11 protein-coding genes are annotated in these 13,941 nt (G+C 61.5%); 7 read left to right on the forward strand and 4 right to left on the reverse strand.

What is annotated here, in order from left to right:
- Positions 1-254: 254 nt before the first annotated feature.
- The 4 genes from SGJ19_14990 to SGJ19_15005 all read left to right on the forward strand — a co-directional run bounded on the left by SGJ19_14990 (position 255) and on the right by SGJ19_15005 (position 5,026).
- The gene (locus SGJ19_14990) at positions 255-1,358 is read left to right on the forward strand and encodes a GNAT family N-acetyltransferase (GenBank protein ID MDZ4781554.1); all 1,104 of its coding nucleotides are present in this window, start codon (positions 255-257) and stop codon (positions 1,356-1,358) included.
- Between the two features lie 41 nt (positions 1,359-1,399).
- Positions 1,400-1,849, forward strand: a complete 450-nt coding sequence (locus SGJ19_14995; protein ID MDZ4781555.1) for a hypothetical protein — start codon at positions 1,400-1,402, stop codon at positions 1,847-1,849.
- On the forward strand, positions 1,846-3,429 hold the full coding sequence (locus tag SGJ19_15000; GenBank protein MDZ4781556.1) for a hypothetical protein: 1,584 nt from the start codon (positions 1,846-1,848) through the stop codon (positions 3,427-3,429). Before SGJ19_14995 ends, SGJ19_15000 begins: the two co-directional genes overlap by 4 nt.
- Before the next feature lie 217 nt (positions 3,430-3,646).
- Positions 3,647-5,026: a phage portal protein gene (locus tag SGJ19_15005; GenBank protein ID MDZ4781557.1), complete on the forward strand. Its 1,380-nt coding sequence runs from the start codon at positions 3,647-3,649 to the stop codon at positions 5,024-5,026.
- Here SGJ19_15005 and SGJ19_15010 read toward each other — a convergent pair.
- Together SGJ19_15010 and SGJ19_15015 are read right to left on the reverse strand one after the other, a co-directional pair.
- Entirely contained in the window at positions 5,013-6,371 is a 1,359-nt protein-coding gene (locus SGJ19_15010) for an arylsulfatase (GenBank protein MDZ4781558.1), read from the reverse strand. The two genes, SGJ19_15005 and SGJ19_15010, sit on opposite strands and share 14 nt — an antisense overlap.
- On the reverse strand, positions 6,368-7,702 hold the full coding sequence (locus tag SGJ19_15015) for an HD domain-containing protein (protein MDZ4781559.1): 1,335 nt from the start codon (positions 7,700-7,702) through the stop codon (positions 6,368-6,370). Before SGJ19_15015 ends, SGJ19_15010 begins: the two co-directional genes overlap by 4 nt.
- A gap of 332 nt (positions 7,703-8,034) precedes the next feature.
- Between SGJ19_15015 and SGJ19_15020 the strand changes: the two genes are divergently transcribed.
- The gene (locus tag SGJ19_15020) at positions 8,035-9,486 is read left to right on the forward strand and encodes a BBP7 family outer membrane beta-barrel protein (protein ID MDZ4781560.1); all 1,452 of its coding nucleotides are present in this window, start codon (positions 8,035-8,037) and stop codon (positions 9,484-9,486) included.
- Between the two features lie 292 nt (positions 9,487-9,778).
- Here the strand turns inward: SGJ19_15020 and SGJ19_15025 are convergent, their stop codons facing one another.
- Entirely contained in the window at positions 9,779-9,967 is a 189-nt protein-coding gene (locus SGJ19_15025) for a hypothetical protein (protein MDZ4781561.1), read from the reverse strand.
- Positions 9,968-10,312: 345 nt separating this feature from the next.
- Between SGJ19_15025 and SGJ19_15030 the strand changes: the two genes are divergently transcribed.
- Positions 10,313-11,491 (forward strand): N-acetyltransferase, encoded by a 1,179-nt coding sequence (locus SGJ19_15030; GenBank protein MDZ4781562.1) that lies wholly within the window; start codon positions 10,313-10,315, stop codon positions 11,489-11,491.
- Positions 11,492-11,632: 141 nt separating this feature from the next.
- Positions 11,633-12,595, forward strand: coding sequence for a C-terminal binding protein (locus tag SGJ19_15035; protein ID MDZ4781563.1), 963 nt, complete (start codon positions 11,633-11,635; stop codon positions 12,593-12,595).
- A 102-nt stretch (positions 12,596-12,697) separates the two neighbouring features.
- On the opposite strand, the gene SGJ19_15040 is transcribed toward SGJ19_15035, so the two are convergent.
- Positions 12,698-13,690, reverse strand: a complete 993-nt coding sequence (locus SGJ19_15040) for a GTPase (GenBank protein ID MDZ4781564.1) — start codon at positions 13,688-13,690, stop codon at positions 12,698-12,700.
- Positions 13,691-13,941: the final 251 nt, after the last annotated feature.

Below are 13,941 nucleotides of genomic sequence, written 5' to 3' on the forward strand. Positions count from 1 at the left end.
CATGGCATCCGAGCCTCCAGGGTGCAATCGGAATTCCAATTCCGACCGCAAGTGTTTAACCTGAAGCAGACCGAATCGTCAACAGAGCCTAGGCCTTGTGAGATGGATTCACCACGGGGAGCATGAAGTGGAAAAGGGCGTGGTGAGTGCGGAGTGATGTCTATCGGAATGTTGGCGAAGTAGTTGCTGCGTGAAATAGTGAACTGGCGAGCGTTCAATAACTGCACCGAACACCGAACACTTCAAACGATCCCATGCCCCTCATCGAAACCACGGTCGCTTGTCCCCTGCATGATTCGTTTCGTGTGCAGCAGGTGGCCGGGATGTTTGATGTGCCGCTCGCGGAAAAGCTGCGAGAGACGTTTTCCGTCGAAGTTCCGGCGTTGGACGAGCCTTGGCAAATTGGGTTGATCGTCGGTCCGTCCGGTTCCGGGAAAACGAGTATCGCCCGCGCGGCGTTTGGCGAGGCGCTTTATCGAAGCGGCGCCTGGCCGGCGGATCGCGCGGTGATCGATTGTCTAGGCGACGCGCCGATCAAGCAGCTTACGGGCTTGCTGACGAGCGTCGGCTTCGGTTCACCGCCGGCTTGGTTGCGCCCGTACGACGTATTGAGCGGCGGAGAGCGCTTTCGTTGCGACCTCGTCCGGGCGTTGCGGCAAGGCGAACAGTCCGGCCTGCTGGTCTTCGATGAATTCACCAGTGTCGTGGATCGTACGGCGGCGCGGTACGGCGCGGCGGCGCTCGCGAAGGCGCTGCGGGGCGAGTCGCTGAACGTGCGATTTGTCGCCGTCGCGTGCCACTACGACATCGCCGAATGGCTGGAGCCGGATTGGGTGACCGACATGGCGACCGGCACGTGCCAGCGGAGGCGGCTTCGGCGACCGCGACTGCGACTCGAAGTACATCGCGCCGGACGTGCGGCGTGGCGGATGTTTAGCCGTCATCACTATTTGACCGGCAGCCTGGCGCCCGGCGCGCGCTGCTTCGTGGCGAGTTGCGACGACCAACCGATCGCGTTCTGCGCCACGCTCGCGCAAGTCGGGCATCGTCATACGTGGCGAATCACTCGGCTCGTCACCTTGCCTGACTATCAGGGCATCGGCGTGGGTTCGCGGCTGATGGAATGCGTGGCGGACATTCATTTGGCGAATAAAGAACGATTGCTGCTCACCTCCAGTCATCCGGCAATGCTCGCGCATTGCGAGCGCTCGCCGCGCTGGCGACTCAATCGGGTGCGCAAGCATGGGTCACGGCCCCAGCCCGTGCGAAAAGGCTGGTACCGCGGCTCCTGGGGCCGCGCCACGGCATCGTTTGAGTGTTTGGGAAGAGGTGAAGTAGGTCGAGTAGATAGTAGGTGAAGTAGGAATACTGAACACTGAACACTTCAAACTCTCGCTCCATGCCCCGCAAGTCGAAGCTGCTTACCGCCAAGCAACAGAACGACGTCGTCGCGGTGCTGCTGGCCGGGTCGGATTTGCCTTCGGCCGCCGACTACGTGCGGCGGACGCTCCAGGAAATCTACGATACCGCTGCGGCCAAGCCTGCGTTTCAGGCGCGGCTTGACCAGGCGGCGCCGAATTTCGAGTTGGCGCAACTCGGCAATATCACCAAGGCGGCGCTACGCGAGCAGTATTGGCGCGCGGCGGCCTGGCTCTTGGAACGAAAGTTCCCGAGCCGCTATGCAAAGTCCGATCCCAAGGCGCTGGCGCCAGCCAAAGTGCGGGCCTTGATCGACGCCATGGCTGTCGCCGTGCTGGCGGAAGTGCCGGACGCTGATCATCGGACAAACATCCTCAACCGCCTGAAAGATCTGTTAGTTAAGGTTGAAGCGTCGGAGCGAAAGTCATGATCGCCGCGACAAAGCATGCCCGTCCCATTTCCTGGCGGCAATTCCGCGAGCCACACGCACGAATTCTGCTCTCGATGTTCGTCGAAGCTCTCAAGCAGCGCGGCGGCGATCCAACCACGAAAGCGCAGCGCGATGCACCGTTGCTGGAGTGGGGACGGCACTATCTCCCAAATCACTTTACGCGCCCGCCCTCGGGGATGCATCGCTGGCTCGAACAACAGTTCGAAGCGGCCCGTCACGAGCGCCGCGCGAAAATCAATGCCATCGGCCCGCGCGGCGGCGCGAAGTCGACCATTGGCACGCTCGCACTTCCATTGCGCGCAGCGCTCGAAGGAAGCGAGCGGTATATCTGGATCGTCTCCGACAGTAAGCACCAGGCGGTCGCGCATTTGGAAAACATCACGTCCGAGTTGCTGGAGAACGAGGCGATTGCCCGCGATTATCCCCAAGCCGCGGGGCAAGGGCGCACCTGGCGGGCGCAATCCATCGTCCTGCGCAACGGCGTAGCCATCGACGCGCTGGGCGCCGGACAGCGGATGCGCGGCAAGCGAAAAGGCGCTGCTCGACCGTCACTGATTATCTGCGACGATCTGCAGAACGACCAGCATATTCAATCCGCCGCCGCCCGGGCGGCATCGCGGCAGTGGTTTCAAGGCACATTGCTGAACGCCGGAACCAAGCGCACGAACATCGTGCATCTGGCCACGGCGCTGCATTGCGACGCGTTGGCGATGGAATTGCATCGCACGGCGGGTTGGACGTCGAGAGTGTTCGCGGCGATCGAACGCTGGCCGCGGCGCGCCGAACTCTGGGAAGCCTGGGAGGCGATTTATTCCGACTGCGATCGAATCGACGCGCGACAGGCGGCGCTGGCCTTCTACGAGTCGCAACGCGCGGCGATGGAAGAAGGCGCCCAGTTGCTGTGGCCCGAGGAAGAAGACCTGTACACGTTGATGTGCCTCCGTGCCGAGGGAGGCCGCGGCGCTTTCGAGCGCGAAAAGCAAGGTTCGCCCCTCAACCCGGAATTGTGCGAATGGCCGGAGTCGTACTTCGACCAGCACATCTGGTTCGACGAATGGCCGAAGCAGTTCAGGATCAAAACGCTCGCGCTCGATCCCAGCAAGGGCAGCGACGCGCGGCACGGTGATTTCTCCGCGTACGTGCTTCTGGGCGTCGACCAGCGCGGCGTGATCTTCGTGTCGGCCGATCTCGCCCGACGCCCGACGCCGGAACTAGTCGCCGACGGCGTGGCGCACTACCGGAGCTTTGCGCCGGACGCCTTTGGCGTCGAGACGAATCAGTATCAAGAACTGTTGGCAGATCAATTCGCCGCGGAGTTTGCCCGCCAAAACGTGCTCGCGCCGCGCCCCTATGCCATCGAGAATCACGTCTCGAAAAAGGTGCGCATTCGTCGGTTGAGTCCGTACCTGGCCAGCCGTCGGTTGCGATTTCTGGCCAATTCTCCGGGCACGCGGCTGCTCGTCGAGCAACTCAAGACCTTCCCTGTGGGCGACCACGACGACGGCCCGGACGCGCTGGAAATGGCGATCCGACTGGCCGCCGAGTTGGAAGGAAGCTGAGGGGAATGACGAATTCCTAAATCCGAATGTCGAATCAAATCCGAATGACTGAATGTCGAATGGTCGCGCGTGTCACATAGCCAGTGCAAGTTCGTCTACTCAGTTCCATTCAACATTCGAGCTTCGTCATTCATTCGTCATTCGGATTTCGACATTCGAACCGCTCATATCGACTGCCTATCTACGACTCACACATCCTTCTACTTTGAGGCTACCCATGCATCAGCCCGACTGGCGGCAATTGGAAGAAGCGTATTTCGATCTCTGGGATCGCCTGGTCGATCCGCGCGAAGCATTCGACGACGGCGACGGTGAGAGTTGGTTGCGCGTCAGTGGCGACCTTGCTGGCAGCGGCGCGATCTGCTCGGGACTGCGCAGCGAACAGGAATTGGCCGAGGCCCGGGCGCATTGTCGGCAATTGGCGGTGGCGAACGAGTTCGCCATCAACGGGCATGAGAACCGCGTCAGCTATATTGTCGGCGCTGGCCATCAGTATCGCCTGGTTGCCCGGCGCGGTGTGAGTGTGTCTACGGATTTAGTCCGCAACGCGCAGGCGGTGTTGGAACGATTTCTCGTCGAGAACCGGTGGCATGCCCGGCAACAGGAGATCGTTCGCCGTCGCGACCGAGACGGCGAAGTGTTTCTGCGTTTCTTCCTTTCGCCGGACGGTCTGACGCAGGTGCGATTCGTCGAGCCGGGCCAGATTGCGACGCCGACGACACTGGCCGCGGAACCCGCGGTGTCATTCGGCATTTATACCGATCCGCGGGACGTGGAGACGGTGTTTGCGTACTTCGTCGACGGCGAGTCGATCGACGCCGGCGACATTCAACATCGCAAGGCCAATGTCGACGCCAACGTGAAGCGCGGGCTGCCGCTGTTCTATCCGGTGCTGAAGAATCTGCGTCGCGCCGAGAAACTGCTGCGTAATATGAGCACGGTGGCGGAGATTCAATCGGCGATCGCGCTGATTCGCCGGCATCGCGGGGCGTCGCGCACCACGGTGCAACAGTTCGTCGCCGATCAGGCCGATGCCAGCCAAACGAGTTCCGTTACAGGCCGTACGCAACATTTTCGCCGCTACGCGCCGGGGACCGTATTGGACGCCCCGGCGAATGTCGAGTACGACTTCCCCGCCTCGACCATCAACGCCGCTAGCTATGTGACCGTTCTGCAAGCCGAACTACGGGCGATCGCCAGCCGGCTGGTGATGCCGGAGTTCATGCTCACGTCCGACGCCTCGAACGCAAACTATGCCTCAACCATGGTCGCGGAAGGTCCGGCAGTAAAGATGTTTCAACGGCTGCAAGCGGAGCAGATTATGGCGGACCGCGAGGTGCGGCAACGTGTTTTGGCCAATGCCGTCCGCACGGGGCATCTGCCGGACGGCGCACTCGTCGACCTGGAAATCCAGATCGAGGCGCCGTCACTGGCTGTGCGGAACCCGCTGGACGAAGCGCACGTGAATCGCATCGAACACGCGGCGGGCATCCTGTCGCCGCAAACCTGGTGCTTGCGCCGCGGCCTGGACTACGAACGCGAACAGGAAAACTGGCGCGGACATCGTCAAGGCGACCACGTTGCTAATCCCGCTTGATCGGCCAGGCGGCGTCTTCGGTCCGCGCGCGACGGAAAACGTCCTCCGCTTTCATCACCAGATCCGGCCGATTCATGGCCAGATTCGTCGTCTCGCCGGGATCGGCGGCGATGTCATAAATCTCTGGCGTGGTGTCAGGCTTGAGGCGCACCGCTTTGAAGTTTTCGAAGCGAATCGCTTGCGCGAAGCCGCGCTCGTGAAATTCCCAATATAGATACTCGTGCTCATGTTGTTGACGGTTTTCAACGCCAAGCAGTGTGGGCGCAAGTGAAATTCCGTCAATGTCTTTTGGCGCCATGCCGCCTGACAACTCGACGAGCGTCGGCATCACGTCCCAGTGGGCGTGAACGAGGTCGCTCACCGCGCCGGGCTTCACGCGACCGGGCCAGCGAACGATGAGCGGTACGCGAATCCCGCCGTCGTAAAGATCTCGCTTAATGCCGCGCAATGGGCCGTTGGAATCGAAGAACTCGGGATCGGCGCCTCCTTCGCGATGCGGGCCGTTGTCGCTCGAAAAGCAGACGATGGTGTTGTCGTCGAGGCCGGCCTCCCGAAGGCGTTGCATCAATTGCCCGACGCCCGCGTCGAGATAGGTAATCATCGCCGCGTGATTTCTTTGCGCTGGCGGCCAGTCGCGATCGGCGTACGGCGCGTCGCTGGGGACTTCCATCCCTTTTTCACGGGCCTCGTTGTTGGCGTGCGGAATCGTCAGCGCCAAATACAGAAAGAACGGCCGGTCGCGCGTTTGACCGACGAACGCCATGGCTTCTTGCAGGAACAGGTCATGGGAGTAATGTCCGCGCTCGCTGGCGACGCCGTTGGCCACGACGTTGCCGACAATCGCTTCGCGCGTTTCGCCGCGCCAGAGGAAGTCGGGATAATAGTTGTGGGCGTGGTTTTGATTCAAGTAGCCAAAGAAGCTGTCAAAGCCTTGTTGGGAGGGAATGCCGGTCGTGGCGTCTTCGCCAAGCCCCCATTTGCCGATCAGTGCGGTATGGTAGCCACGCTCGCGCAGCAATTCGGCGATCGTCACGTCCGCCGGATCCAAAGGCACAACGCCGTTACCGCGAATCCGCGCATGCCCGCAGTGATAGCCCGTCATGAGCGCGCATCGCGACGGCGCGCAGACCGTACTGCCGGCATAGAAGTGCGTGAACCGCATTCCTTCGCGAGCCATCTGGTCCAGATGGGGCGTTTGGATCTGCTGCTGGCCGTAGCAGCCCAAGTCACCGTAGCCGAGGTCGTCGGCCAGCATGAAGATGATGTTGGGCGGTTGCTCGGCGGCGCTCGCAAAGCTGCTCATAGCCAACCACACGACGCAAGCAAGAAACCGAATTGCACTCATTCCATCCGCTCCAATGCCGAGGAAAGCAGCTTGGGTAAGTCCGCGCGCTCGCGCAGCTCCCGCGCGATCCGCGGGTGAGCGAAAATTCTAACGCGCTTCACATAGTCGTCGAATTGCTCGCGGGCCAAAGTCCGCACGACCGGCGAGACTTCCTCAAGCGGCCGATAGCGGTGTTCCTTCGGATAATAGATGTCGACGTTGAATTCGACTTCGCGTTCGATCGGCGGCGCGTCCAACAGAATCTCGTGCGGCGCGATCACCTTTCCCAGGGCAGCGCTGGCTACTAACGCCAGCTGCCCGGCGCAGGCCGCCAGGTACGGATAGTGCTTACGGGCCAAGCGGGCGTGGATCTCCGGTTGTTCGATGTAACTGTACTGCGCGACACGCTTGTAGAGCTTCCGCGTGGGGCCGAACAGGCCGTCGAGCAACTCCTTGGCAGGATTGCCTTCCGCGGCCGCGAACAGCGCGGCGATGAACGGGGCCTCCGTCATGCGGAACAGCGCGTCCAGTTCCAAGGCGTCGTAGAGCAAGTAGAAGGCGCGTTGGAGCATCGCCGTCGCGGAGCGGACGCCGTGATGCCAGTAGACTTCGCTGAACATGACATAGCGGGCGAAGACCATCATCTCGGCCGCGGTGCGGCCTTTCTCGGTGATGGCCAGTCCATCGCCGGCGGCATTCAAGCACAAGCTGCCGATCAACCGTTGTTGATCGAAGTGCCGCCCATACGGCACGCCGGCGTGCAGGCTGTCGCGGCTCAGGTAGTCCATCTTGTCAATGTCGATCGGTCCCGAGAGCAGGCTCGACAGGATGCGCCCCCGCGCGTCGGTCGGCTCCGCGGACAGCAGCGCCACGACGTCGCGCGGATTTACGTGCCATTCGCCGGTCAGCACCTCGGCGATGTCCCCTTCCAGCAAGAAGCTATTGGCGAACAGTTCATGCTGGGGCACGCTCGAGAGGCGGATATCCTCGATCGGATGGCAAAAGGGCCAATGCCCCAGGTCGTGCAGCAATGCGGCTGCCAGGAAGACCTCGGCGTCGGCCGGCCGGATCGTCGCTGCGAAGCGCTCGTCGTGCGCCAGTTGCTTCAAGAACAACAGCGCCAGGCGATACACGCCGAGCGCATGTTCGAAGCGGGTGTGAATTGCCGCGGGATAGACGAGCGAGACCAGGCCCAACTGGCTGATCCGCGCCAGCCGCCGAAAGTCGGCCGTGTCAATTAATTGTCGCACCCGGTCGGTCAAAGGCACGTCGGTCTCGGGCGGGATTCGCACGATCCCCTGCCGTCCGTCCAGGGCGGCGACTTCCGGGATGTCTAGCAATACAGAGGGCATGGTGGGACTGATTCTAGCTGGTTAGAGGGGTGAGTTGGACGTTTTCAGTGTTCAGTTTTCAGTGGTTTCGAAGTCAGCGCTGGCTTAGACGGCGACGGCACCCCGACTTTCCCCGTTCGCTGTTTACCCATTTCTCCCGAGCGCATTCAGATTACCGGATATCAGCCCTCTAGCCGCCCCTTCGATCGATTCTTCCGGCACAGTTTGCCGTTCTTGTTCAACTGTCACGAAGCGGAAGGCCGATATTACCGCTACGACCGTTGCACCGTGACAACTTAATGGGCGTTCGCGCCCATTCCATTTCCCTGCGTAGGCAAGGGCAGACGAAAACCATGGCGACAAAGTGCATCCGAAAAAGTCTGCTGGCACTGGGCGTCCAGTTCTGGCTCGCCTCCACGGCCCTGGGGCAAGCGGAAGACGACTATGCACCCGGACGTCTGGGAAGCGGGGATTTCGCGATCGGCGCCCCGGCCGACCTGAGCCTCTACGGCAACTACCCCAAGCCGAACTACGGCTGGTTCGGCAAGGCCGAAGGGATCTTCTGGACCATCAGCAGCCCGGACACCACGACCATCGGCCGCTCCGGCTTTGAACCGGCGGCGTCGGATGGCGATCGACTGATTTTCCAGTCCAGCACCGCGGACACGGGTTGGATTGAGAGCGACCCGCAATGGGGTAACCGCCTGGAAGTTGGTTACATTGGGGACAATGACAAAGGCTGGTTGATCAGTGGTTTCAAGACGACGAGCCAGAACTCGCGACTGGACCTGATTGGCGACGACGTCCCATTGCAGGTCGATTCGGTCCAGTTCGTCGGCGAACCTCAAGCGTTCTTCGACTTCGTCGTTCGGGCCCAGGGCATGGTCGGCGTCGCGTTCCTGCCGCAACTGGGGCCTGACGGGGTTTCGGTGCTCGAAGGCTTCGTGGACTTGAACGGGGACGGCTTTGACGACGACCTCAACCAGAACACCGTCTTCGGACGCGATGGGCAGGATACCGGCACGCCGAACCAGACTCCGCCCCCGACCACCGTTCCGCCGCCGGACGGGATCCCGGATACCGCGGCCCCGACGGACTTCGACGACCTGGTTTTCTTCCCGATCTTCTTCGAGCGGTTGCACGCCACGAACGAAACGCGCGTCGAGGGCATTGAAGCCATGCGGGTCTGGCGACGGACGCCGTTCCGACGCTGGGGCGTCATGGAAGTCTTCGGCGGGCCGCGCTATTTCCACATGCGTGACAAGTTCGTCGTGATGGGCTTGGGCGGCGTGCTCAATCCGAATCTCAACGTGGTTCCCGCGGACGGCCTCTATAGCTGGGACTACACCGACGGCAGCTACTGGGATACGGAAGTCGATAACAACATCATTGGCGGTCAGATCGGCGGCCGGTTGGTGTTCAAGAAGCACCGCGTGTCGACCATCTCCGAAGTGCGGGCGTTCGCCGGAGCAAACTTCCAGAACTTCGATATTTTCGGACGCCTGGGCAACGGCTTGCTCCCCGGCAACCAGAACCAGCCGCTCGACTTGGGGGACACGGCTTTCCACGACTCGGACAACACCACGGAACTTTCGCTGGGTGGTGAATTGCGATTCGCCCTCAACTACCAGGTTACCCAGGCGATTCAGCTCCAGGCTGGTTGGACCGGCATGTACTTCAGTGGCCTGGCTCGCGCCGCCAACAGCATCGACTACCGGATCCCAGACATGCAGGTCACCACCCGGAACAACGACCAGGACATTTTCGTCCAGGGCGTGACTTTCGGTGTGGAACTTAACCGCTAGCGAGAAATAGTTCGCTGAAAGAGCTTTTGGCGGCCGCGGATGACTCCGCGGCCGCTGTCGTTTTTGACGCCGACGATGGCGAAGGCGCGACGACTAAGCCCAGTGAAGTTCACCAGCGATACATCGATCGCCAAGAGACCACTGAGGCCTTCATTGGGCTTGGCGCACAACGACCGTGGCGCAGAATCGCGCGGCGCAGGTTGCCCTCCAAGGGTCAAGCGCGCTGCGCACCGCCGCAAAGACCGGCTCGCTGATCGAAAGCGAGCCGTAGCATGTCAGCGGACCGGCTGGGCTAGCCGACCGTTGTGACCTGGCGGATGCGACAGATTTCGATCAGTTCGCTGCCGAGCCGGTGCCGCAACGGGCTTTCCGGTCGCAGTTCTTCCAGCAACGCCTCGGCCCGTTGGGCCGTCTCACTGGTGAACTCCGTCTCTGTGAACAACTTCCGCCAACTGCGCGATACTTCTTGTTCGGTGAGCAATCGAGTACCCTATGCCAACAGCCACGTGATGCAGCAAGCTGCCTCGAACCAAGTTCCATTGTAGGCGGTTCACGCGCCGCCGCAATGTCGGGCGAACATGTTTTTCATTTGAGGCTGCTCAGAGCACTGCGGCGAACTCATTCAAGCTTACGTTGTGATCCGTCGGAGAGCACGAGGAAGTAGGATTTGACCAACGGCGCAACATCTTGCTGGCGCAGGAGATTGCAGTCGGCGCGGGGCCCCTGAGTTCGGCCCTTCGAGCAACCGCCAGGACGGCACAAGTTTCGCAGTTTCCCACATTGCCACCGTCCCAGCCGATCGCGCTAAATCTTCGGAAAGCCGGCAATGTCGCTGCCTCCCCAAACCGTCGCCTGCCCCGAAAGTAGCGATCCCCAGGCGGAGAGCCCCGTCGTCGTCCGCGAACTGAGCGGCCGACGCGAGTTGGGGCTGTTTCTCCGGCTCCCCTGGACGATTTACGCCGACGATCCGGCCTGGGCGCCGCCGCTGCTCGCGGAGCGACGGCTGTTCGTCAACCGCGCCCAGCACCCGTTTTTCGGCCACGGGTCGGCGGCTTTTTTTCTCGCATTCCGAGACCGACAGGTGGTCGGACGCATCTGCGTGAGCGACGATCCCCGCTACAACGCCCATCACCGCGTCAACCAGGGCTGCGTTGGGCTCTTCGAGTCCATCGACGACGAGGCCGTCGCGCACGCCCTCTTCAATGCGTCGGCCGATTGGCTGCGTGCCCGCGGGCGTGATCAAATCGTCGGCCCGATCGATTACTCGACAAACTACACGTGCGGACTGCTGATCGACGGCTTTCAAACGCCGCCGCGGGTGATGATGAACCATCATCCGGCGTACTACCAGGCGCTGTGGGAGTCGTGGGGGTTCGGCAAAGCGAAGGATCTTTACGGCTGGTGGTTCGACGACCCCCACGACATGGCGAGCTCGTGGCGCGAAAAGGCGCAGCGTTTGGTCCGGCGCTGCGGGATCACGATTCGGGCGTTCCGCTTGAACGATTTCGCCGGCGACGTGCGACGCTGCTTGCAGGTCTACAACGAGGCCTGGCGCGACAACTGGGGCGCCGTGCCGATGACGGACGCGGAGTCGCTGCATCTCGCGAAAAACTTGCGCCGCTGGGCCGATCCAGAGCTCCTACTCATTGCCGAAGCCGAAGGGCGTCCCGTGGGATTTTGCCTGACGCTGCCCGACTTCAACGAGGCGATGCGCCCTCTGAACGGCCGGCTGTTTCCGCTGGGTTGGCTGCGCTTTGCGCGCAATCTAAAGCGCATCAAGACCGGCCGCGTGCTAACGTGCGGGGTCGTCGACCAATACCGCCGTCGCGGCGTCACCGATTTGATGATCCTCCGCACGCTCGAGTACGGCAAGCACGTCCGCGGCTTCGACAACGCGGAACTCGGCTGGACGCTCGAAGACAACGCCCTCATCAACCGCACGATTGAAACCGTCGGCGGGAAGCGTTACAAGACCTATCGCATCTACGAGCGGACGTTGGAGTAGAGGAAGTAGGTGAAGTAGATAGTAGGTGAAGTAGTTGGAAGTCTTTCATTTCGATTTCGTCATTTGGATTTCATTCGACATTCGGATTTCGACCTTCGTCATTCCGCCCCAATCCTGCTTGAAGGACAGCGCCTAATAATCATGCCTGCGTTCCGTGTGCTCATTACCGACATCGCCTGGCCGGATCTTTCCCTTGAGCGGGCCATTTTGGATCGCATCGACGCCGAGTTGATCCTTGCCGAGCGGCAGGATCCCGCGTCGCTAGCGGCGCTCGCTGGCCCGGTCGATGCGATTATGACCAATTGGGTCAAGGTGCCCGCCGAGGTGATCGCCGCCGCGCCGAAGTGCCGTATCGTGTCGCGGTTGGGCATCGGTTTGGACAACATCGACGTCGCCTATTGCACGGCGCACAAGATTCCGGTCACCAACGTGCCGGATTACTGCGTGATCGAAGTCGCCGAACACGCGCTCGCATTATTGCTCGCGATGGCGCGCAAAATTGTGTTTTTTGATCGCCAATCGCAGCAAGGCGTCTACCAACTGCAGGCCGGGCCGCCGCTACGGCGCATCGAAGGACAAACGCTGGGCATCGTCGGCTTCGGCAACATCGGCCGTCGACTGGCGGAAAAGGCGATCGGCCTCGGCATGCGTGTCCTGGCGACCAGCCGCAGTCGCCGCGATCCGTTGTCCGGCGTCGCCTTTGCGGAACTGGACCAACTCCTCGCCGAGAGCGACTACGTCTCGCTGCACATTCCAGCCACGCCGGAAACCAAGCACCTATTGAATGCTGAACGGCTGGCCCGGATGAAGCCTTCGGCGTATCTGATCAACACCGCACGCGGCGCTGTGATCGACGAAGCGGCGCTGGCCGTGGCGCTCGAACGGGGGCAACTCGCCGGCGCTGCCCTCGACGTGCAGGCACACGAGCCGCCGGACCTCTCGCAGCCGCCGTTCAACGATCCGCGCGTCATCGTCACGCCCCACGCAGCGTTCGTCTCCGAGGAATCGATCGCCGACCTCCGCCGCCGCGTCGCCGAACAAGTCGCGGCACGACTCAGCGGCGAGACGCCCAAACATGTGGTGAACCCGGCGGCGCTGACATAGCGGCATGAATGTCGAATGATTCCCACGCAGCAACGAGCGTGCTTGCGTTCGTCATTTCCCCCGCTGCGTCTGAGCGCCTCCGCGGTTCAAGACGCTTTGTCGTCACACGTGCAGTTCCGCCACGTCTTTGTCGTGTAGCACGTAGTCTGGCTTGACCGTGCTGGCGTCATGAACTGCTGTGCCCCAGATGCGGGCGGACTTGAGTTTAGCCACGAAGTCTTGGTGAATCATGCCGGCCAGGTCAGCGAGCGTGCTGCCGCGGCGTAGCGTGAAGGGCCGCGTCATGTCCGGTTCCTTCGCCGTGGGCGTTTTGGTGTAGACGCGCACGACGTCGAGCGACTTGTAGATTGCCGCCTTGAGTTCCGCGATCCCTTGTCCGGTTTCCGCGGAGATCACCAACTCCGGCAGATCGAGCAGCAGCAGTTCGTGCATAAAATCGAGTCGCACCGTGGCGTCGGGATCGTCGATCTTGTTCGGCACAAGCAGCGTCTGCGTATACGACAAGCCGACGTCTTCTTCATCGAGCCGCGAGGTCGCCGCCAAACGTGTTTTCGTGGCGTTCAAGCGATCCACCAACGCCTGACAATGTTCGATGCCGTCGTCAGCGCCCAGGTCCACCATCAGGATTGCCGTGTCGGCGCTGCGGATCATGCCTTGCATGTAGGTTTCGAGGAAGTCAGCGGTGATCGGCGGCGTATCGATCAGTTGCACCGAGACGTCTTCCCAGGGCATCATGCCAGGCGTGGCAGTGCGCGTTGTGAAAGGATAGGGCGCCACCTCGGGCGTCGCGCGGGTGAGCGCCGTTACCAGCCGACTCTTGCCCGCGTTGGGCCCGCCGAGGACCACAACCGTGCCGGCGCCTTGTCTGAGAATGCGAACACTGGGGCCCTTCTTGCCGCTCTTGCGTTCGACTTCGAGATCTTTCTTGGCCTTGCTGATCTTGGTCTTGAGATCGCATTGCAGTTTTTCCGAAGCCTTGTGCTTCGGCATCTCGCGCAGCATCGTCTCCAGCCACTTGATCTCGTCCTCAGTCGTCGCCGCGCGGCGATACTCTTCCTCAGCTTTCAAATATTGGGGCGTAAGATTGGCGGCCATGAGCGGAGTTTGACGTTTTCAGTGTCGGGGAGTAGGTGGAGTAGGAAGTAGGTGAAGTAGAAACTGTTGTGGCACGGTCTCCCGACCGTGTCGCCAATCCGACCGAAGGTCTCCATTTTCGGACATCAGCTAGCCTGTCGTGTCACGGTCGGGAGACCATTGGTATCTACTTCCACTGTCTCTTGTGATTGACCTGGCGTAACTCTTTTTGTACACCACTCTTCCGTTGGCCATGACGGCTGGGGAAGGAG

The organism is Planctomycetia bacterium (assembly GCA_034440135.1).
Classification (GTDB): domain Bacteria; phylum Planctomycetota; class Planctomycetia; order Pirellulales; family JALHLM01; genus JALHLM01.

Bases quoted from the DNA above. Each gene is read 5' to 3' on its own strand.
- SGJ19_15000 (MDZ4781556.1), top strand. From the start codon at position 1,846: ATGATCGCCGCGACAAAGCATGCCCGTCCCATTTCCTGGCGGCAATTC.
- SGJ19_15015 (MDZ4781559.1), bottom strand. From the start codon at position 7,702: ATGCCCTCTGTATTGCTAGACATCCCGGAAGTCGCCGCCCTGGACGGA.
- SGJ19_15005 (MDZ4781557.1), top strand. From the start codon at position 3,647: ATGCATCAGCCCGACTGGCGGCAATTGGAAGAAGCGTATTTCGATCTC.
- SGJ19_15020 (MDZ4781560.1), top strand. From the start codon at position 8,035: ATGGCGACAAAGTGCATCCGAAAAAGTCTGCTGGCACTGGGCGTCCAG.
- SGJ19_15030 (MDZ4781562.1), top strand. From the start codon at position 10,313: ATGTCGCTGCCTCCCCAAACCGTCGCCTGCCCCGAAAGTAGCGATCCC.
- SGJ19_15035 (MDZ4781563.1), top strand. From the start codon at position 11,633: ATGCCTGCGTTCCGTGTGCTCATTACCGACATCGCCTGGCCGGATCTT.
- SGJ19_15040 (MDZ4781564.1), bottom strand. From the start codon at position 13,690: ATGGCCGCCAATCTTACGCCCCAATATTTGAAAGCTGAGGAAGAGTAT.
- SGJ19_14990 (MDZ4781554.1), top strand. From the start codon at position 255: ATGCCCCTCATCGAAACCACGGTCGCTTGTCCCCTGCATGATTCGTTT.
- SGJ19_15010 (MDZ4781558.1), bottom strand. From the start codon at position 6,371: ATGAGTGCAATTCGGTTTCTTGCTTGCGTCGTGTGGTTGGCTATGAGC.
- SGJ19_14995 (MDZ4781555.1), top strand. From the start codon at position 1,400: ATGCCCCGCAAGTCGAAGCTGCTTACCGCCAAGCAACAGAACGACGTC.